We start from the raw sequence: 19992 nt of genomic DNA, 5'->3' as shown, positions 1-19992 counted from the left end.
GGAGTGGGCTAAGCAGGGAGCGTCAGCCTGAACTGCGCGCCGCCGCCCGGCGCCGCCTCGGCGGTCAGCTCCGCGCCGTGCGCGTGCGCGATCTGGCGTGCCATCGCCAGGCCGAGGCCCGAGCCCGGGAGGGCGCGGGCCTTCTCCGCGCGGTAGAAGCGGTCGAAGACGTAGGGGAGGTCCTCCGGCGCGATGCCGGGTCCGTGGTCGCGGACCGTCAGGGTGGTGCGGGTGAGGGTCACTTCCACCGGTGTTCCCGGCGGGCTGAACTTGGCCGCGTTGTCCAGGAGGTTCGTCAGCAGGCGGGACAGGCGTGCCGGGACTCCGGGGATGTTCAACTCGGCGGCTTCCGGGGCCACTTGGAGGGTGAAGGGGATCTGGGGCCAGTGGCCGCGCGCCGCGTCAACGCCGTGGGCGACCAGCGGCGCGAGGCGCACCTCCTCCAGGAGGGGCTGCGGCTCCTCGTCCCGGGCCAGTTCGATCAAGTCGTTGACCATGCCGGTGACTTCACGGAGCTGGCGGGCCAGCGCTCCTGACGCCCGTTCCCGCTGAGCCTGCGTCAGGCGCTCGCTGCGCGCGAGGAGTTCCGCGTTCGTGCGCAGTGCCGTCAGCGGCGTACGCAGCTCGTGCGAGGCGTCGGCGACGAGCCGGCGGCGGGCGGTGACCGACTCCTCCAGCTCCGCCAGCATGGTGTTGAAGGAGGTCGCGAGCCGCGTCACCTCGTCCTCGCGGCCCGGCGGCCCCGGCGGCAGCTCGATGCGGTGCCGGGCGTCGCGCGTGGCCGCGATGCGTTCCGCGGTCGCGGTGAGGCGGGCGACCGGGGCGAGGCCGGTGCGCGAGACCCAGTAGCCGCCGAGCCCGGAGAGCAGGATGCCGACGCCGCCCACCGCCGAGAGGAGATACGCGGTCTGCCGCACGCCCCGGTTCGCGATGTCGGCCCGCAGGGCGACCTGCACGGCCTCGCCCTTGCCGTAGCTGGTGGTGAGCATCCGGACCGGCTTCCCGTGCAGCGTGAAGTCCGTGGTGTACGGCGCCAGTTTGCCGCTCGCGACCCGCCGGGTGGCGGACGAGACCGGGAGGAGGTAGGGCTCGGACGGGTCGTCGTCCGCGTCGGCGGGGACGATCTGCGAGCAGGCCGGAGCGCCGAGGAACCGGCACTCGCCCGTGACGACGCCCGGCCCGCCGTCGTGCCGCTGCTGGGCGATCAGGGTCGCCGACTGGGCGAGGTTCTGGTCGAGCTGCTGGTACAGCTTGAAGCGGATGACGAGGAAGGCGGCCACGCACACCCCGACCGCGACGAGGGCGACCGCCGCGGCGGCTGCCACCGCGAGTCGGGCGCGCAGCGGGCGGCGGCGGCGCCACCGGGCGCCGAGCCTGCGACGGGCGCTCATGGGCTGCCGAGCCGGTAGCCGACGCCGTGCACGGTGTGCACGATGCGGGGCTCGCCTTCCGACTCCAGCTTGCGGCGCAGATAACCGACGTACACGGCAAGGGAGTTGGAGTCAGGACCGAAGTCGCGGCCCCATACCGACTCCTGGATGAGTTCGCGGGGCAGCACCTGGCCCGCGTTGCGCAGGAGCAGTTCGAGCAGGGCGGCTTCGGTGCGGCTGAACTCGACCGGGCGGGGGCCTCGGCGGCCGGTGCGGGTGGCCGGGTCCAGGGTGAGGTCTCCGTACGTGAGATCGCCGTCGGCGTCGCCTGCCGCGCGCTCGGGGGCGGCGCGGCGCAGCAGGGCCCTGACGCGGGCCACCAGCTCGTCCAGGGCGAAGGGCTTGACCAGGTAGTCGTCCGCGCCCGCGTCGAGGCCGTCGACGCGTTCGCTGACGGAGTCAAGGGCGGTGAGGACGAGTACGGGGGTGCGGTCGCCTGCGGCGCGCAATTGGCGGCATACGGCGAGGCCGTCCAGGACCGGCATCAGGACGTCCAGGACCAGGAGGTCGGGCTCCCAGCGGGCCACTGCCGTGAGGGCGCGCTGGCCGTCGGGGGCGGTGCGGATGTGGTGGCCCTCGATCGTGAGGGCGTCCTCTACCGCTGCGCGGACTTCTGGGTCGTCGTCCACCACGAGGATCTTGGCGGCGGGGGGTTGGGTCACGCGGGGCCTGCCGTGCTGGGCGCCTGGTGCATCGGTGCTCGGAAGCGGGGCGTTGTGCCCACCCGTTCCGCCGTGCGGAACGCCTGCCCACAACGACGACGACGGCGGTCGAGTGGACCGCAGCCGGGTTCTCCTGGAGATCTCATGCACCCCACGGTGCCAAACGTGGCTCTTAAAACACTCTTAGACCTGCTCGTGATGCTCCATTGCCATGCGAACACCCGATATGCGATCTCCCGATGCGGGGGCCAGGCCGCCGCTCTCCGTCGTCATCGGCGCGGGCGGCACCGGTGGGCACATCTATCCCGGGCTCGCCCTCGCCGACGCCCTGCGGCGGGCGGTGCCCGGCGCGGTCGTCTCCTTCGTCGGTACGGAACGGGGACTCGAGACCCGGCTGATACCGGACGCCGGGTACCGGCTCCACACCGTCGACATGATTCCGTTCGACCCGTCGCTCGGCGCCAAGCGGTATCTGCTGCCCGCCGCCCTGGTGAAGTCCGGCGCCCAGTGCCGGGCGATCCTGCGGGCGCAGGGCGCGCAGGTGGCCGTCGGCATGGGCGGCTACCCGAGCGCCCCGGTCATCGTCGGCGCCAGGATGGCCTCTCTGCCCAGCCTCATCCACGAGTCGAACGCCGTCCCCGGCCGCGCCAACCGTTTCGCCGCCCGGCTCACCCCGAACATCGCGGTCGCCTTCGACCGCAGCAAGGCGCATCTGCCCGGCGGCGACCGGGCCTTCACCACCGGGATGCCGATCGCCGCGCCGCTCGCCGCGCTCGACCGTGCCGCGCTGCGGGCCGAGGCCCGCCGGGAGTACGGGGTGCCACAAGCGGCCCGGATGCTGCTCTTCAACGGCGGCAGTCTCGGTGCGGCCCGGCTCACCGAGGCGGCCGTGGGGCTCGCGGCGCGCTGGCGGCACCGCGGCGACGTACAACTCCTCATCAAGACCGGGCCCGCCGCCCTGGACGAGACGCGGCGCCGCCTGACGGAGGCGGGTGCGGACACCATCGCCCGCGCCGTGCCCTACCTCGACCGGATGGACCTCGCGTACGCCGCCGCGGACCTGGTCGTCTGCCGCGCCGGTTCGGCGACCGTCGCGGAGCTGGCCGCGACCGGGGTTCCGGCCGTCCTCGTCCCCTACCCGCACGCGCCCGGCGACCACCAGACCCACAACGCGCGGGTCCTCTCCGACGCGGGCGCGGGCCTGCTGCTGTCCGACGGCGAGACGACGGCGGAGCGGCTCGCGGAGCTTGTCGGGCCGCTGCTCGCCGATCCCGCGCGGCTCGCCGCGATGAGCGGTGCGGCCGATTCGGGGCCGCACGCCCGCGCCGCCGACCTGCTCGCCGAGCGGGTCGTTCAACTTGCCCACTACACCTCTCACTTGGAGTACGCATGACCATGCCCCGCAACGACACCTTCGACTGGACCGGCCGTACCGTCCTCGTCACCGGAGCCGAGGGCTTCATCGGCTCGACGCTCGTCGATCTGCTCCTGGAGCAGGGCGCGAAGGTCCGCGCCTTCGTGCACTACAAGCCGTACGCGGAGAAGGGGCACATCGCGCATCTGCTCGGCGACCCGCGGGTCGAGATGCTCGCGGGCGACGTCCGGGACGCCGGGCGCGTGATGGACGCGGTAGAGGGCTGTGACACCGTCTTCCACCTGGCCGCGCTGATCGGCATTCCGTACTCGTACGACTCCCCGGGCGCGTACGTCCAGACGAATGTCGTCGGCACGGAGAACGTCGCGGAGGCGTGCCGGCGGCACTCGGTGCGGCGGCTCGTCCACACGTCCACCAGCGAGGTGTACGGGACGGCGCTGACGGCGCCGATCTCCGAGGATCACCCGCTCCAGCCGCAGTCGCCGTACTCCGCGTCGAAGATAGGCGCCGACATGATGGCGCTCTCCCACTGGCACGCCTTCGAGCTGCCGGTGACGGTGGTGCGCCCCTTCAACACGTACGGGCCGCGGCAGTCGGCCCGCGCGGTGATCCCCACGATCCTTGCCCAACTCCACTCCGGGGCACGGGAGATCAAGCTGGGCTCGCTGACGCCGACGCGTGATTTCACGTACGTGACGGACACCGCGCGGGGGTTCATGGCGCTGGCGGGGTGTGAGGGTGCCGTTGGCCATGCGGTGAATCTCGGGGTGGGCCGGGAGATTTCGATCGGTGACCTGGCGGAGGCGCTGATCGCTGCGTCCGGCCGCGAGGCGTCGGTCGTCGTCGACCCTGCCCGGCTTCGTCCCTCCGGGAGTGAGGTGCTGCGGCTGCTGTCCGACAACTCCCTCGCTCGGGAGCTGTCGGGGTGGGAGCCGCGGGTGTCTCTGGCGGAGGGCCTGAAGCAGACCTCGGCCTGGGTTGCCGAGAATCTGCCCCTTTTTGCTGCTGACCGCTATCAGGTCTGACCCCTCTGCTGAGTCGGGTGCCCGGCAGCGGGGCGTTGTGCCCACCCGTTCCGCCGTGCGGAACGCCTGCCCACAACGAGGGCGGCCGGATGGCCCCTACTGCTGAGTTGCCGCCGCCGAAAGGCCGCCCAGCAGCAGCAGGGTGAAGCTGCGGGCCCAGGTCTCGTCGATCGGTTCCGCGCTGACCAGGGCGCGGTGGACCACCGCGCCCGCAGTCACGTCGAAGATGAGGTCGGCCGTCCGCGCGGCGGCCGCGGGGTCGGGCTCCGGGGGGAGCTCCCCTCGCTGCTGTGCCCGCTGCCGCCCCGCGAGGACAAGACGCTTCTGGCGGTCCACGATCGACGTGCGGATCCGCTCACGCAGGGGCGCGTCCGACGTCGACTCGGCGACCACCGCCATCAGCGCGGTCTTCGTCTCGGGGCGGCTCAGCAGCGCCGCGAACTGCAGGACCACACCCTCGATGTCGGCGGCGAGGCTGCCCCGGTCCGGCAGCTCCAGCTCGTCGAAGAGTTCCGCCACCGCGTCCACGACCAGCTCGCTCTTGCCCGCCCAGCGGCGGTAGAGGGTCGTCTTGGCGACGCCGGCCCGCGTGGCGACATCGCCGAGGGTCAGCTTGGACCAGCCGAGTTCGACCAGTGCCTGACGGGTCGACTCCAGGATCGCGGTGTCCGCCGCCGCGCTGCGGGGACGGCCGCCGGTGCGGGCGGACGGTGGGATGCGGCTCTGCATCCCGCGACCATACCGGCCAGTACGGATCCGGTCGGAACGGCGGCGAGTGAGCGAGATCACCGAAGATCGACCAGGTGGGCGGCCCACGCGCGGCGCGGGACAGTTACGCTACGACTCGTAGCGAAAGATCGTGAGCGGCAGACGAACGGCACTTCTCGAAGCCCACGATCCGCAGCGGCGACAGTGGAGCGACAACCACAGCGACACCACAGGCGCGGGGTGGGGACCCCGTACCGACAACCAGCGGTCCTCCTCGGGACCTTGGCACCGCGGCCGTCCGTGGCCCCGCAATCCGGCGGGGGGTCACGGACAGGCGCGGTTCCCGCACGGCTTGGGGGAGGATGTACTCATGCAGCCACGGAACATGTCCATGAGCGGAGTCGTCGACCTCGCCGCCGTGAAGGCGGCCCAGGAAGCCAAGGCGAAGGCGGAGCAGGCGCGCGCCGAAGCGGCCCGGCAGGGCGGCGGCGCCGTGTCCGCCGTTTCTCCCGCGAGTCTCGTCATCGACGTAGACGAGGCAGGCTTTGAGAGCGATGTCCTGCAGCGCTCCACCGAGGTCCCGGTCGTCATCGACTTCTGGGCCGAGTGGTGCGAGCCGTGCAAGCAGCTGAGTCCGCTGCTCGAAGGCCTCGCGCGGGAGTACAACGGCCGATTCGTCCTCGCCAAGATCGACGTCGACGCCAACCAGATGCTGATGCAGCAGTTCGGGGTCCAGGGGATCCCGGCCGTCTTCGCGGTGGTGGCCGGGCAGGCCCTGCCGCTCTTCCAGGGCGCGGCCCCGGTGGAGCAGATCCGCCAGACCCTGGACCAGCTGATCCAGGTCGGCGAGGAGCGCTTCGGTCTGACCGGTCTCGCCGTCGACCCGGACGCCCAGGGCGGCGACCAGCAGGCGCCCGCTCCCGCCGAGGTTCCTGCGGGTCCCTACGACGCGCTGCTCGAAGCGGCGGTCCAGGCCCTTGACGCGGGCGACCTGGGCGGCGCGGTCCAGGCGTACCGCAACGTACTGACCGACGACCCGGGCAACACGGAGGCCAAGCTCGGTCTCGCCCAGGCCGAACTGCTGCAGCGTGTGCAGGGTCTCGACCCGCAGCAGGTCCGCAAGGACGCCGCCGACAACCCCGCGGACGTGCCGGCGCAGATCGCCGCCGCCGACCTGGATCTGGTGGGCGGCCATGTCGAGGACGCCTTCGGGCGGCTCATCGACGCGGTGCGGCGCACGGCGGGCGAGGACCGGGACGCCGCGCGGGTGCGGCTGCTCGAACTCCTCGAAGTGGTCGGCTCGGACGACCCGCGGGTGACGGCGGCGCGCACACAGCTCGCACGGGTCCTGTTCTGACCCTGTTCGACCCCTCGCGGGCCGTTCGCTGACCAGTCCCTAAACACTGGGGCTTGTGATGCCCGAGTGAAAACTTGGTCCCCAAGGCGCCACAGTGGCCGCGTTTTACCAAATCTTGGTAATCGCGGCCGCTGTTACTTGGAGTAAGTCCGAGCCGGTCTTCTGTCCGGTTGCGTCCTTCAACATCCCGGTCTGTTCCGCGCGTTGACGACACCGTCCGTGCCCGACCGATACCGCGCGGTCGTGCATCGGTTATCGCGCCGTTACTAGCGAGTAACGAACCCCCTTGTGCGGGCGGCGAGAATGCACCACGATCGGCGACGCTCGGTCCAATAACCCGCAGCCCGACAGCCAATCGGGAGCGGGGTTTCTGGGTCCCCACCGAGCAGGCCGGAGACACCCCGTCACCGGTCTTGGACAGGGGGGTCTCTGCCATCCGGCAGGGCCTGTCCGGCAGGTTGTGCGTGTTGCGTGCGACCAGTGGTTGTCGCTCGGGGGTGATCGCCGGTGATTAAGGCGCAGTTGCGCGCCTCCGATGCGGGCGCTCTCCTTCCCGAGGACGTAGCACTTCTCCCATCCCTGCCCGACTGAGCGCCCAGCAGTCAGGGCCGGAGATGTACGTCCGAGAAGGAGGAAAGTCATGGAGTCCGTGGCTCGTGGCGGAACCAGATGGAAGCGGTTCGCCGTAGTCATGGTGCCGAGCGTCGCGGCTACTGCCGCGATAGGCGTGGCCCTGTCCCAGGGTGCGCTCGCGGCATCGTTCAGTGTGTCCGGTCAGCAGTTCAAGGTGACTGCCGACCAGCTCGACGGTACGGGATTCGTCCAGTACGGGGCGCTTGACAGCGGTAAGTCGGGTAACCACCCGGTCGCCGTCGTCGGCCTCGAATCGGCCGAGATCACCAACCTGTGCCAGTCCGTTGTCGTCCCGGTCCCGGTCTTCGGCGATGTGTCGATGACCCTCAAGGCCGGCGCCAAGGGCGGCCCGAAGGTCGAGGCGAAGAAGCTCTACATCGACGCCGATGACCTGAAGGCCGACGCGACGTTCAACAACGTCGACATCGGCGTCTCGGTCGACCAGACCACCAAGGGCCCCGGCCCGGCGAAGGGCGACAAGTACGCCCCGGACTCGTTCGCGCAGCAGGCGGAGTCGGTGCGATTCACCGACGTCAAGCAGCGTGCGTGGGCGACCACCGCCGGCACCTTCAAGCTCTCCGGCCTGGCGATGTCGGTCAAGAAGGGCAAGCACGAGTGCTACTGAGGCAATTGACGCCTTAATTCAGTACTTGTTGCGAAGAACGGCCGGGCGCGGGGACGCGACGGAACGTGAGTCGTCCCCGTGCCCGAAACCGCAGGACACACAGAACCAACGCCATTCCCCGAGGAGCTGTACGACATGAGCGCCGAAGCGCAAGTGGGCCTTGGCATCAAGCTCGGCCGGATGCGCCGATCGTTCCGAGGGTGGCGCGGTCAGCGCCCGTTCTGGGGTGGTCTGCTGACGTTGCTCGGCGGCATCCCGATCATGTACTTCCCGTACGCGAACCTCACGCTCGGCACGATGACGATCCGGATGGCGACCACCGCCGGTGCCGGTTCACTGATCATCGGTGTCCTGCTTGTCGTGCTCGGTCTGACCATGTGGTTCCAGCCGCATTCCCGGGTGTTCGCGGGTGTCGCGGCGATTCTGCTCGCTCTGGTCTCCCTGGTGGTCTCCAACTTCGGCGGCTTCGTCATCGGTTTCCTGCTCGCCCTGATCGGCGGTGCCCTCGGCATCTCCTGGGCGGCGGCCAAGCCCGATGCCAAGCCCGCGAAGGGACACAGCGACCAGGACGGCGACGGCTCCGACGACGGGGCGCCGGAGCCCGCGGCCGCGGGGGCCGCGAACGGGGTGAGCGGCACTACGGACGATCTGTCAGGAACGAGCCCGGACAACGGGACGAACGGGAGGCACCGTGCCGGCTGACGAGGTGCACCATGAGGACTCCGCGGGCCAGTCCCGCGCGAGATCCGGGCCGCGCCACGCGGCACCCAGAAAGCCGCTCCTTACCCGCCTGCACGTGCCGGCGGGCAAGGCGATAGCCATCGCGGCCATGCCGACCGCTGTCCTGATGGGCATGGGACTGACCCCACAGCTCGCGCAGGCCAAGCCGCTGCCGAAGAACCCCTTCCAGGACGGCCCGTGTGTCACGGCGCCGGACGAGGCGTCCAAGGACGCCGAGAAGGAGGCCGACAAGGCTGCGCAGGAGAAGGCGGCGAAGGAGAAGGCCGAGCAGGAAGCGGCCGAGAAGGACGAGGCCGGCAAGGACACCGCCGAGCCGACGCCTTCGCCCTCCGCCGACGACAAGGCCGGTTCGGGCGACGACGGCGGGGACGAGGCGGAGCCCACTCCGTCGCCGTCCGACGACGCCGACGAGGAGGAGACGGAGCCCGCTCCGGAGCCTTCCGAGACCGAGACCAAGAACCCGCTGGACCCGCTGGGTGTCGGACCCGCGCTCAAGGACATCTTCACGCCCGACGAGGAGGAGCCCGCAGAGCCGACGCCGACGCCCTCCGCCTCGGAGGAGTCTTCGGAGGAGTCCTCCGAGGACACGGCGAAGGACACGGTCGAGGACGTCACCAAGCCAGTCGAAGACACGGTCGACAAGGTCGGCGACGGCGTCAAGGACGGTGCCGACGAGGCCGGGGACACGGTCGACAAGGCCAAGGAAGAGGCTGAGAAGGCCGCTGACGAGGCTGCCGACAAGTCAGAGGCCGAAGAGTCCGCGGACCCGATGGCACCGGACGAGAACGGCAAGAAGCCGTTCCCGTGCGTGGTCGAGAAGAAGGTCGACGGAAAGGCCGAGCAGACGCCCGTGCCGATCCCGAACCAGCCGTGGCACCTGGAAGCCAGCTCCCTGACGCTCAAGGGCGCCGACTACCAGGGCGTCGTGAACCTGACGCAGCCCAACGGCAAGACCAAGCAGGCACTGAAGTACGTCATCCAGAACACGGACATCGGCGACCTGCACCAGATCGTCGAAGGCCCGGCCGGCAAGAAGTACCACGTGCAGGCCGAGAAGGGCTCCACCTCCACGATCCGTGGCGGGGAGACGACGATGTACACCGAGTCGATCTCCGGCAAGCTCTTCGGCCTGATCCCGATCACGTTCGACCCGGAGCACCCGCCGCCGCTGAACATCCCGCTGATCTACTTCACGGACGTGAAGGTGCAGCAGGCCGGTCAGTTCGGCGGAAACCTGCACGTCCCCGGGCTGCACCAGTCGATCACCGACTGATCTCTCCAGTCGCGACAGACCCGTTCGGGAGCCGCAACACCACTGAGGGCGCCCCCCTTCACAGGGGGCGCCCTCAGTGGCGTACGAGGCGGGCGGGTCAGTCGCGGTCGCCGCCGCCCAGGTGGTGCACCCGGACCATGTTGGTGGTGCCCGGGACACCGGGGGGCGAGCCCGCGGTGATGACGACCGTGTCGCCGTCGTTGAACTTCTGCAGCTTGATCAGCTCGGCGTCGACCAGCTCGACCATCGCGTCGGTGTTGTCCACGTGCGGGACGACGTACGTGTCCACGCCCCAGCTGAGGGCCAGCTGGTTGCGGGTCGACTCGTCCGTGGTGAACGCCAGGATCGGCTGCGCGGCGCGGTAGCGGGAGAGCCGGCGGGCCGTGTCACCGGACTGCGTGAAGGCGATCAGCGCCTTGCCGCCGAGGAAGTCCGCGATCTCACAGGCGGCACGGGCGACCGAACCACCCTGCGTACGCGGCTTCTTGCCGGGCACGAGCGGCTGCAGACCCTTGGAGAGCAGCTCCTCCTCGGCCGCGGTGACGATCTTCGACATCGTCTTCACGGTCTCGATCGGATACGCGCCCACGCTCGACTCGGCGGACAGCATGACCGCGTCCGCGCCGTCCAGGATCGCGTTGGCGACATCGGACGCCTCGGCGCGCGTGGGGCGCGAGTTGGTGATCATCGACTCCATCATCTGGGTCGCGACGATCACCGGCTTGGCGTTGCGGCGGCACATCTCCACGAGGCGCTTCTGCACCATCGGGACCTTCTCGAGCGGGTACTCGACGGCCAGGTCGCCACGGGCCACCATCACGGCGTCGAACGCCGCGACGACGCCCTCCATGTTCTCGACGGCCTGCGGCTTCTCCACCTTGGCGATGACGGGGACCCGGCGGCCCTCCTCGTCCATCACCTTGTGGACGTCCTTGACGTCGTCGGCGTCGCGCACGAAGGACAGGGCGACCATGTCGCAGCCCATCTTCAGGGCGAAGCGGAGGTCCTCGACGTCCTTCTCCGAAAGGGCGGGCACGTTCACGGCCGCGCCGGGCAGGTTGATGCCCTTGTGGTCGGAGATGACACCGCCCTCGATGACGATGGTCTTGACCTGGGACCCCTCGACGTCCATGACCTTCAGCTCGACGTTGCCGTCGTTGATGAGGATCTGGTCGCCGCGCGAGACGTCGCCCGGCAGGCCCTTGTAGGTGGTTCCGCAGATCGACTTGTCGCCGGGCACGTCATCGGTGGTGATGGTGAACTCGTCACCGCGCACCAGCTCGACGGGTCCCTCGGCGAAGGTCTCCAGACGGATCTTCGGCCCCTGCAGGTCGGCGAGGACGCCGACCGCCCGGCCGGTCTTCTCGGCGGCGGCCCGGACGCGGTCGTACCGCCCCTGGTGCTCGGCGTGCGTGCCGTGGCTGAAATTGAATCGGGCCACGTTCATGCCGGCTTCGATCAGCGAGACGAGCTGTGCTTCGGAGTCGACGGCTGGACCCAGCGTGCAGACGATTTTGGAACGGCGCATGGGGCGATCCTATCGGTTTGTTTCGCTACGGAATATTCCGTCTGGTGGAATCTACAAATGGGCGGCAGGGCGCTCAGGCGTTGCGGTCATGGCCGATTCCCGACCAGTGCGTAGGTCTGCTGCGCGATCTCCAGCTCCTCGTCGGTCGGGACAACGGCGACGGCGACCCGCGAGTACCCCGGCGAGATCAGCCGGGCCTCGTCGGAACGTACGGAGTTCAGCTCCCCGTCGACCGCGAGCCCCAACTCCTCCAGGCCCGCGACGGCAGCCTCCCGCACGGGAGCCGCGTTCTCGCCGACCCCCGCCGTGAACGCGACGGCGTCCACCCGGCCGAGTACCGCGTAGTACGCGCCGATGTATTTCTTCAGACGGTGGATGTAGATGTCGAAGGCGAGCGCGGCCGCCTCGTCGCCCTCGTCGACGCGGCGCCGGATGACCCGCATGTCGTTGTCGCCGCAGAGCCCGATCAGACCGCTCTTCTTGTTGAGCAGGGCGTCGACCTCGTCGATCGACATCCCGCCGACGCGGGCCAGATGGAAGACGACCGCCGGGTCCACGTCACCGGAGCGGGTACCCATCACGAGCCCTTCCAGCGGCGTGAGCCCCATCGACGTATCGACGCACCTGCCGCCGCGGACGGCGCTCGCGGAGGCGCCGTTGCCCAGGTGCAGCACGATGACGTTCACGTCCTCGGGCGCCTTGCCGAGGAGCTTGGCGGTCTCGCGCGACACGTACGCGTGCGAGGTCCCGTGGAAGCCGTAGCGCCGCACGCGGTGCTCGTCGGCGGTGGCCACGTCGATCGCGTAGCGGGCCGCGGACTCCGGCATCGTCGTGTGGAACGCCGTGTCGAAGACGGCGACCTGGGGGAGGTCGGGGCGCAGCGCCTGGGCCGTGCGGATGCCGGTGATGTTGGCCGGGTTGTGCAGCGGCGCCACCGGGACGAGCCGCTGGATCTCCGCGAGCACCTCGTCCGTGATGACGGTGGGCGCGCTGAACTTCAGGCCGCCGTGCACCACGCGGTGGCCGATCGCGGCCAGTTCGGGGGAGTCGAGGCCGAGCCCGTCGGCGGCCAGCTCGGCGGAGACCGCCTTCAGGGCGGCCTCATGGTCGGCGATGGGCTCTTCGCGCTCCCGCTCCTCGGCGCCGCCGCCGGTCAGCGGGGTGTGCTTGAGCCGCGAGGTCTCCTCGCCGATGCGCTCGACCAGGCCGACCGCGAGACGTGAGCTGTCGCGCATGTCGAGCAGCTGGTACTTCACCGACGAGGAGCCGGAGTTGAGGACGAGGACGCGGGTGGCTGTCACGGGTGCGGCGCTTTCTCTAGACGTCATATGGCGGTGGTGGCCGGGCCCTGGGCCTGGATCGCGGTGATGGCGACGGTGTTGACGATGTCCTGGACGAGGGCGCCGCGGGACAGGTCGTTGACCGGCTTGCGCAGACCCTGGAGGACCGGGCCGACGGCGATCGCGCCGGCCGAGCGCTGGACCGCCTTGTAGGTGTTGTTGCCGGTGTTGAGGTCCGGGAAGATCAGCACGCTGGCCTGGCCCGCGACCTCGGAGTCCGGCAGCTTCGTCGCCGCGACCGAGGGCTCGACGGCGGCGTCGTACTGGATCGGCCCCTCGATCTTCAGATCGCCGCGGGTCGCGCGCACCAGCTCGGTCGCCTCACGCACCTTGTCGACGTCCGCGCCCGAACCTGACGTGCCCGTCGAGTACGAGAGCATCGCGATCCGCGGCTCCACGCCGAACTGCTCGGCGGTGGCGGCCGCCTGGACGGCGATGTCGGCGAGCTGCTCGGCGTTCGGATCCGGGTTGACCGCGCAGTCGCCGTACACGAGAACCTTGTCGGCAAGGCACATGAAGAAGACCGACGAGACGATCGAGGCGTCGGGCTTGGTCTTGATGATCTCGAAGGCGGGCCGGATGGTGGCGGCCGTGGAGTGAACAGAACCCGAAACCATGCCGTCGGCGAACCCCTCCTGCACCATCAGCGTGCCGAAGTAGTTCACGTCCGCGACGACGTCGTACGCGAGCTCCACCGTGACGCCCTTGTGGGCGCGCAGCTCGGCGTACTTGGTGGCGAAGGCGTCGCGCAGTTCGGAGGCCTGCGGGTCGATGAGCTGCGCGGCGGTGAGGTCGACGCCGAGGTCCGCGGCCTTCTTGCGGATCTGCTCGACCGGGCCGAGGAGGGTGAGGTCGCAGACGCCGCGGCGCAGGAGCACGTCGGCGGCGCGCAGGACGCGCTCCTCGGTGCCTTCGGGCAGCACGACGCGGCGCCTGTCCGAGCGGGCCGTCTCGAGCAGCTTGTGCTCGAACATCATCGGCGTGACGCGGTCGCTGCTGGGCGCCGATACGCGCTTGAGGAGGCCGCCGGTGTCCACGTACCGCTCGAACAGACCGAGGGCCGTCTCCGCCTTGCGGGGCGTGGCGGCGTTCAACTTCCCTTCCAGGGCGAAGAGTTCGGCCGCGGTGGGGAAGGAACCGCCGGAGACGGCGATGACCGCGGTGCCGGGTGCGAGCCGGTCGGCGAGCTTGAGGATCTCCTCGCCCGGCTGCTCGTTCAGGGTCAGCACGACGCCCGCGATGGGCGGCGTACCGGCGCTGTGCGCGGCGAGCGAGCCGACGACGAGGTCGGCGCGGTCGCCGGGGGTGACCACGAGGCAGCCCGGGGTCAGGGCGTTCAGGAAGTTCGGCAGCATGGCGCCGCCGAAGACGAAGTCGAGCGCGTCACGGGCCAGGCCCGCGTCGTCGCCGAGGACGACCCGGCCGCCGAGCGCGTGGGTGATCTGGGCGACCGTGGGGGCGGCGAGCGCCGGCTCGTCGGGCAGGACGTAGCTGGGCACGGGCAGACTGGCCGCGAGCCGTTCGGCGATCTCGTCGCGGTCGGCGGGGGCGACCCGGTTGGTGACCATCGCCAGGACGTCGCAGCCGAGCGACTCGTACGCGCGATAGGCGTTGCGCGTCTCGGCGCGCACCGATTCGGCGGTCTGGTTCTTGCCGCCGACGACGGGTATGACCGCGGCGCCGAACTCGTTGGCCAGACGGGCGTTGAGTGCGAGCTCGTCGGGGAGCTGGGTGGCGGCGAAGTCGGTCCCCAGGACGAGGACGACCTCGTAGTCCCTTGCCACCCGGTGAAAACGGTCGACGAGCTGGGAGACCAGCTCGTCGGTGCCCTGCTCGGCCTGGATCGCGGAGGCCTCGTGGTAGTCCATGCCGTACCCGGAGGCCGCGTCCTGCGCGAGCCGGTAGCGGGCGCGCAGGAGATCAAACAGACGATCGGGCCCGTCATGGACGAGGGGCCGGAAGACCCCCACCCGGTCGACCTGACGGGTCAGGAGCTCCATGACTCCCAGCTCGATGACCTGGCGGCCGTCGCCCCGGTCGATCCCGGTCACGTACACGCTGCGCGTCACGCGTGCTCTCTCCTTCTTCGCTGCGGTCTGGGTGCCCGTCCCGGCAAGACCGGGCAAGGCTGCATAAATGACCCGATAAGGTTGCCGTGCCCCCTTGACAATACCTCCGCGGCTGGCTAGGTCGCCCGCCGGACGAAAGGCCCTGCCGGGCGGGCCCAAGGCCCTCCTCCCCAGGATCCGGCGGGGCAGCCGCGAGCGGCGACCACTTCTCGGCCGTGGAACAATCGGACCGGCTCACAAGTATCAACAGGGAGCAGGAGACACAGCACGATGCGCATCGGAATTCTCACCGCAGGCGGCGACTGCCCCGGCCTCAACGCAGTGATCCGGTCGGTCGTGCACCGAGCCGTGACGCACTTCGGCGACGAGGTCATCGGCTTCGAGGACGGTTACGCGGGCCTGCTCGACGGCCGCTACCGCAGCCTCGGTCTCAACGAGGTCAGCGGCATCCTCGCCCGTGGCGGAACGATCCTCGGCTCGTCCCGACTCGAGCGCGACCGCTTCCGCGCGGCCTGCGAGGACGCGCCCGCGCTCGCCAAGTCGATCGGCTTCGACGTACTGATCCCGATCGGCGGCGAAGGCACCCTGACGGCCGCGAAGATGCTGTCGGACGCGGGCCTGCCGGTGGTGGGCGTCCCCAAAACAATCGACAACGACATCTCATCCACCGACCGCACCTTCGGCTTCGACACGGCGGTGGGCGTCGCGACGGAGGCGATGGACCGCCTCAAGACGACGGCGGAATCCCACCAGCGCGTGATGGTGGTCGAGGTCATGGGCCGCCACGCGGGCTGGATCGCTCTCGAATCCGGCATGGCGGGCGGCGCCCACGGCATCTGCCTGCCCGAGCGCCCCTTCGACCCCGCCGACCTGGTGAAGCTGGTCGAGGAGCGGTTCGCGCGCGGCAAGAAGTTCGCGGTGATCTGCGTGGCCGAGGGCGCGCACCCCGCCGACGGCACCATGGACTACACCAAGGGCGCGATCGACCAGTTCGGCCACGAGCGCTTCCAGGGCATCGGTACGGCACTGGCGTACGAGCTGGAGAGCCGCCTCGGCAAGGAGGCCAAGCCGGTCATCCTCGGCCACGTCCAGCGCGGCGGCACCCCGACGGCGTACGACCGCGTCCTCGCGACCCGCTTCGGCTGGCACGCGGTGGAGGCGGCGCACCGCGAGGACTACGGCCGGATGACGGCGCTGCGGGGCACGGACATCGTGATGGTGCCGCTCGCGGACGCGGTGACGGAGCTGAAGACGGTGCCGAAGGACCGGATGGACGAAGCGGAGTCGGTCTTCTAATTGTGGGTCTGGTTGCCGGGGGGTGTCAGCGCCCGGCGGCCCCCGTGCCGCGCATATGGGCCCAGAAGTGCTCGAGGATCCGGTCCAGGTAGTCGCGGCCGGCGCTCCCTGACGCGTCCGCACCCGTCCCGCCGCCCCAGCTCAGCGTCCGTACCATCCGCGCCTGATAGTCGGCGTGCAGCTGCTGCAGCACATCCTCCAGGTGCCGCTTCTGCACGGGCAGCATCTTGCTCACCGGCCGCACGAGCCCCTGCCAGCGGCTGGTCACGGCGCTGCGCAGCAGCTCGGCGAGCTCGTCGGCGCGCCCGGTGACGGTGATGAAATCCTGCAGCGGCAGCTGCAGCACTTCGGCGAGGGCGGCGGACTGCCGGTCGTTGCCGCGCCAGGTGTTGGTCTCCTCCATGTGCAGATACGCCTGGATCTCGACGCCGGACCCCCGGGCGACGTCCTCCGGGGCGAGCCCGCGGGCGAGCCGGTGCTCCCGCAGGGTCGTCGCGGCGCCCATGAGTTCACCGGGCGAGCACCACAGGGTCCCCGCGAGCGCGGTGAGCTCGGCGGAGGTGGGCGCGGCGAGCCCGCGCTCCCAGGCGGCGATGGTCTCGGGCGTGATGTACGCGAGCCCGTAGCTCGCCCGCATCCCGTAGGCGACATGCCCGTGCGCCATCCCCAACGCCTCGCGGAGGCGACGGGCGGCGGGGAAGTTGAACGGGGGCGTGGGCTGGTTGGGCTGGCTCGGTTGCACGGGCACACGGTAGGTGCGCGCGGGGGCGGTGACTACGGTGCGTTCACACGAGGTTGCGGATTGGTAGGAAGCTACGGGGGTTTCGTGGCGTTTACATCCGTCTCGCCCCTCGGACTCTTCGAGCCGGGGTGACACCTCCTCGTGGACGGTGGAACGCCCCGGCGGGGACGGTGCGCCCACGGCGCGGGCGCATTCGGCACGAGCGAGCCCTGAAGCGATTAAAATTCGCGACTCGTCACCGAAAGGGGACTGTCGCAGAATACGCAGAAAAAGTGCGAATCCTTTACCGAATTCCATTCACGGCATGACGGGCAGCGGCGAAATGTGATGGGGTGGGAGTAGCTGGATCCGTGTTGAATGCCTGCACGGTCGAGGGCGCTCTCGACCGCCGTCCACGACTCGGCATCCGGGCAGTAACCTGTCGACTGATTGCTGACGGAGGCTGCCGTCCATCGGCCGGCCTGCCGGGAGAATTCGATCTCTCCGGCGGCAAGCGCCGTTCCGCCGTCGGCGCATGCCAGTCTCCTGCCGGCTGAACCCGGAATCCCATTCCGTTCTGGATGCTCTCCTTTACTTCGGGAGGGCCTACGTACTCATATGTGGCCATTCTGGATTCTATTCTCCTTCGTCGATCCGGAAGTCCTCGCTCCGTACGCCGTGACGACATCGTGGCCGTCGTACTCCGCGAAGTCACCGAATACCGGATGCGGGACGCCGTTCACCAGATCGGCACCGCAGAAGTACCTCGGGCCCGGGGCCGAGGAACAGAGCAGGTCGAGGTCTTTCATGGCGTCGACGGTGCGGCAGACGATGCCGGGTTCGCGCCAGGAGTACATGAGATACGTGAACGCGTGCTGCCCGGCGGGAGTCGCGGCGAACGCGGGGAGGAACACCTCCCAGTTGTCGTCGGCGGGCAGCGTCAGCGTCACGTGAGGGACGTGGCGCCATCGGACCCGGCTCGTCGTCCAGGGGAAGCCGCACAGGAAGGTGTTGAAGCGGTCGGAGGTGTCGGCCCCGAAGGTCCAGTGCTGACGGCCTGCCAGCCAGGCTCGGATGTGGTCGTGTTCCGTGTGCATCTCGGCCGAGCCTAGGGGCGGTCCGGAATCCGTATGGCGCCTGCCAGCACCGTGGTCACCGTTCTCTGGACTGCCGCTGCCTCCGGCGGGGTGCCCCTCCGGTCGGCGAAGAGGAGGTGGGTGGCGCCGATCAGGGCGGGGGCGAGGGTGGTGATGTCCGCGTCGGGGGTGATGCGGCCCAGGTCGCGTTCGGCGGTCAGGTAGGTGGTGAGCATGGTCGCGGCCTCTGTCAGGAGGGGGATGCCGGGGGTTGGTCTCGTTTCGCGGAGGCGGGTTCTGAGGTCGTCTCGGAAGGTGATCAGGGCGACGATCGACACGGCCACCGAGCTGAAGAGGGTCGTCAGGGCCGTGGTGAGGTTGCCTGTGACCGTGCCGGTTCCTGCTCTCTCGTGCAGGGTGGCGGACTGGCTTTCGATGTGTGTGATCCGGTCCAGGATCAGTTCTGCCAGGAACGCGTCGAAGTCCGTGAAGTGGCGGTGCAGGACGCCCTTGGCGCAGCCTGCCTCCGTCGTGACCGCCCTGCTGGTCAGTGCGCTCGGGCCGTCGCGGAGCAGGATGCGTTCTGCCGCGTCGAAGAGTTGCTCGCGGGCGTCGTGGATGGCTACCCCTGTTGGCACCGTGTGTCTCCACTTCGAGCGTGGGCGGGCCCGCCCCTCCGTTGACGAGTGGGCACGTGCCCACCATAGTGGGCGTATGCCCACTATACCTTCGGAGGGCTCAACTCCCGCTGCCCTCAAGCCTCATCAGTATCGGCAGACCGCCGAGTCGTTCGGCTCCGATGCCGAGCGGTACGACCGGGCCCGGCCCCGGTATCCCCAGGTTCTCGTGGACCGGATCGCCGCCGGGGGACCCGAAGTTCTCGATGTCGGCTCCGGTACCGGCATCGCCGCCCGGCAGTTCCAGGGCGCCGGCTGCCGGGTCCTTGGCGTCGAGCCGGATCCGCGGATGGCCGAACTGGCGCGGCAGTTCGGGGTGGAGGTGGAGGTGGCGACCTTCGAGGAGTGGGATCCTGCCGGGCGGGAGTTCGATGCCGTTGTCGCGGGGCAGGCCTGGCACTGGATCGACCCCGTCGCGGGAGCGGCCATGGCTGCGCGCGTGCTGAGGCCCGGCGGCCGCCTTGCGGCGTTCTGGCATGTGTTCCAGCTACCGCCCGAACTGGCACAAGTCCAGGCGGCGGTCTACCGGCAGGTGATGCCGGACTCCCCGTTCAACGTCGACGCGCTGCCGAAGCCAGCCCTGGACGTGTATCAGGCCATGTTCACCAAGGCCGCCGACGGGATGCGAGCAGCGGGCGGGTTCAGCGCCCCGGAGCAGTGGCGATTCGACTGGGAGCAGTCCTATGGGCGGGACGCGTGGCTGGACCAGTTGCCCACCCATGGCAACCTCACCCAGCTTCCCCGGGACAAGCTGACGCAGGTTATTGAGGCTGTCGGGTCCGCCATCGACGCGATGGGCGGCGGATTCACGATGGAGTACGCGACGGTGGCGGTCACCGCGACGCGAACCGGCCCTGCTTCAGGGTGACTTCACCCGGCACAATGGGGCGCCCCTTCGAGAGGAACCCGCGTGTCGGTGGAGTGGCAGGACATGGATCTCGAGGCCTATATGGAGCGTTCGCGGAGCGGGCCGTGCTTTGTCTGTGCGTTTCTCGGCGGGCATCCGGACTACCCGCACGAGATCGTCTTCGAGGACGAAGCGCATGTCGCCTTCCTCGACCGGTGGCCCACCCTCCCCGGGAAGGTCCTCGTCGCGCCGAAGGCCCACATCGAGCATGTCGTCCGTGACCTCGACGAGGACGCCTACGTACGGCTCATGCTCGTCGTGCGGGAAGTCGCCCTCGCTGTCGAAGCTGTCCTCGAGGTCGAGCGGACCTACCTCTACTCCCTCGGCAGCCGGCAGGGGAACAGCCATCTCCACTGGCACATCGCGGCTCTGCCGCCCGGAGTCCCCTACCGCGAGCAGCAGTTCCATTCCCTGATGACCGAGAACGGGGTCCTTGCCATGTCGCCGGAGGAGGCCGCCGGCATTGCCGCGCGGATCCGTGCGGCTGTTGGAGCGCGGGGTGTTCTCGGGGAGCAGGGTGGGGAGTTGGGGGGACGGCCGGGTTAGGAC

18 protein-coding genes are annotated in these 19992 nt (G+C 69.9%); 9 read left to right on the top strand and 9 right to left on the bottom strand.

Features of this window, described 5'->3' with window-relative positions:
- Window positions 1-8 precede the first annotated feature (8 nt).
- Window positions 9-1391 (bottom strand): HAMP domain-containing sensor histidine kinase, encoded by a 1383-nt coding sequence (locus AB0G47_RS11105; RefSeq protein ID WP_360766989.1) that lies wholly within the window; start codon window positions 1389-1391, stop codon window positions 9-11.
- A complete protein-coding gene (locus AB0G47_RS11100) occupies window positions 1388-2092 on the bottom strand; it encodes a response regulator transcription factor (protein ID WP_360766985.1) in 705 nt (234 codons plus the stop codon). The genes AB0G47_RS11105 and AB0G47_RS11100 overlap by 4 nt, the downstream gene beginning before the upstream one ends.
- Before the next feature lie 211 nt (window positions 2093-2303).
- Here AB0G47_RS11100 and AB0G47_RS11095 point away from each other — a divergent pair, with 211 nt between their 5' ends.
- Together AB0G47_RS11095 and AB0G47_RS11090 are read left to right on the top strand one after the other, a co-directional pair.
- Window positions 2304-3485 (top strand): UDP-N-acetylglucosamine--N-acetylmuramyl-(pentapeptide) pyrophosphoryl-undecaprenol N-acetylglucosamine transferase, encoded by a 1182-nt coding sequence (locus AB0G47_RS11095; RefSeq protein ID WP_360766982.1) that lies wholly within the window; start codon window positions 2304-2306, stop codon window positions 3483-3485.
- A complete protein-coding gene (locus AB0G47_RS11090) occupies window positions 3482-4492 on the top strand; it encodes an SDR family NAD(P)-dependent oxidoreductase (protein WP_360766979.1) in 1011 nt (336 codons plus the stop codon). Before AB0G47_RS11095 ends, AB0G47_RS11090 begins: the two co-directional genes overlap by 4 nt.
- Window positions 4493-4588: 96 nt before the next feature.
- On the opposite strand, the gene AB0G47_RS11085 is transcribed toward AB0G47_RS11090, so the two are convergent.
- On the bottom strand, window positions 4589-5221 hold the full coding sequence (locus tag AB0G47_RS11085; RefSeq protein WP_360766976.1) for a TetR/AcrR family transcriptional regulator: 633 nt from the start codon (window positions 5219-5221) through the stop codon (window positions 4589-4591).
- 349 nt (window positions 5222-5570) lie between these two features.
- Between AB0G47_RS11085 and AB0G47_RS11080 the strand changes: the two genes are divergently transcribed.
- The 4 genes from AB0G47_RS11080 to AB0G47_RS11065 all read left to right on the top strand — a co-directional run bounded on the left by AB0G47_RS11080 (window position 5571) and on the right by AB0G47_RS11065 (window position 9829).
- Window positions 5571-6557: a tetratricopeptide repeat protein gene (locus AB0G47_RS11080; protein WP_360766974.1), complete on the top strand. Its 987-nt coding sequence runs from the start codon at window positions 5571-5573 to the stop codon at window positions 6555-6557.
- A gap of 640 nt (window positions 6558-7197) precedes the next feature.
- Window positions 7198-7815, top strand: coding sequence for a DUF6230 family protein (locus tag AB0G47_RS11075; protein WP_360766971.1), 618 nt, complete (start codon window positions 7198-7200; stop codon window positions 7813-7815).
- A 135-nt stretch (window positions 7816-7950) separates the two neighbouring features.
- The gene (locus AB0G47_RS11070; protein WP_360766969.1) at window positions 7951-8517 is read left to right on the top strand and encodes a DUF6114 domain-containing protein; all 567 of its coding nucleotides are present in this window, start codon (window positions 7951-7953) and stop codon (window positions 8515-8517) included.
- The gene (locus AB0G47_RS11065; protein WP_360766966.1) at window positions 8507-9829 is read left to right on the top strand and encodes a hypothetical protein; all 1323 of its coding nucleotides are present in this window, start codon (window positions 8507-8509) and stop codon (window positions 9827-9829) included. Before AB0G47_RS11070 ends, AB0G47_RS11065 begins: the two co-directional genes overlap by 11 nt.
- 97 nt (window positions 9830-9926) lie before the next feature.
- Here the strand turns inward: AB0G47_RS11065 and pyk are convergent, their stop codons facing one another.
- The 3 genes from pyk to pta all read right to left on the bottom strand — a co-directional run bounded on the left by pyk (window position 9927) and on the right by pta (window position 14766).
- Entirely contained in the window at window positions 9927-11357 is a 1431-nt protein-coding gene (pyk, locus tag AB0G47_RS11060) for a pyruvate kinase (RefSeq protein ID WP_360766963.1), read from the bottom strand.
- An 86-nt stretch (window positions 11358-11443) separates the two neighbouring features.
- On the bottom strand, window positions 11444-12658 hold the full coding sequence (locus AB0G47_RS11055; RefSeq protein ID WP_360766959.1) for an acetate kinase: 1215 nt from the start codon (window positions 12656-12658) through the stop codon (window positions 11444-11446).
- Window positions 12659-12681: 23 nt separating this feature from the next.
- Complete coding sequence (gene pta, locus AB0G47_RS11050; RefSeq protein ID WP_360766957.1) at window positions 12682-14766, bottom strand: phosphate acetyltransferase; 2085 nt, start codon at window positions 14764-14766, stop codon at window positions 12682-12684.
- Between the two features lie 270 nt (window positions 14767-15036).
- Between pta and AB0G47_RS11045 the strand changes: the two genes are divergently transcribed.
- Window positions 15037-16062 (top strand): 6-phosphofructokinase, encoded by a 1026-nt coding sequence (locus AB0G47_RS11045; RefSeq protein WP_360766954.1) that lies wholly within the window; start codon window positions 15037-15039, stop codon window positions 16060-16062.
- Window positions 16063-16087: 25 nt separating this feature from the next.
- Here AB0G47_RS11045 and AB0G47_RS11040 read toward each other — a convergent pair whose 3' ends face one another.
- From AB0G47_RS11040 to AB0G47_RS11030, 3 genes are all read right to left on the bottom strand, one after another.
- Window positions 16088-16810, bottom strand: a complete 723-nt coding sequence (locus tag AB0G47_RS11040) for a helix-turn-helix transcriptional regulator (protein ID WP_360766952.1) — start codon at window positions 16808-16810, stop codon at window positions 16088-16090.
- A 587-nt stretch (window positions 16811-17397) separates the two neighbouring features.
- Window positions 17398-17880, bottom strand: a complete 483-nt coding sequence (locus AB0G47_RS11035; protein WP_360766949.1) for a hypothetical protein — start codon at window positions 17878-17880, stop codon at window positions 17398-17400.
- An 11-nt stretch (window positions 17881-17891) separates the two neighbouring features.
- Window positions 17892-18497, bottom strand: a complete 606-nt coding sequence (locus AB0G47_RS11030) for a TetR family transcriptional regulator (protein WP_360766947.1) — start codon at window positions 18495-18497, stop codon at window positions 17892-17894.
- Window positions 18498-18573: 76 nt separating this feature from the next.
- Here AB0G47_RS11030 and AB0G47_RS11025 point away from each other — a divergent pair, with 76 nt between their 5' ends.
- Complete coding sequence (locus AB0G47_RS11025; RefSeq protein WP_360766944.1) at window positions 18574-19404, top strand: class I SAM-dependent methyltransferase; 831 nt, start codon at window positions 18574-18576, stop codon at window positions 19402-19404.
- A 63-nt stretch (window positions 19405-19467) separates the two neighbouring features.
- Window positions 19468-19989, top strand: coding sequence for an HIT family protein (locus AB0G47_RS11020; RefSeq protein WP_360766941.1), 522 nt, complete (start codon window positions 19468-19470; stop codon window positions 19987-19989).
- The last annotated feature ends 3 nt before the right edge of the window (window positions 19990-19992 follow it).

This window comes from Streptomyces sp. NPDC021622, from assembly GCF_040640795.1.
Lineage (GTDB): Bacteria > Actinomycetota > Actinomycetes > Streptomycetales > Streptomycetaceae > Streptomyces.
Note: the sequence above shows the minus strand (reverse complement) of the source record. Positions and strands in the feature narration are given on the sequence as shown.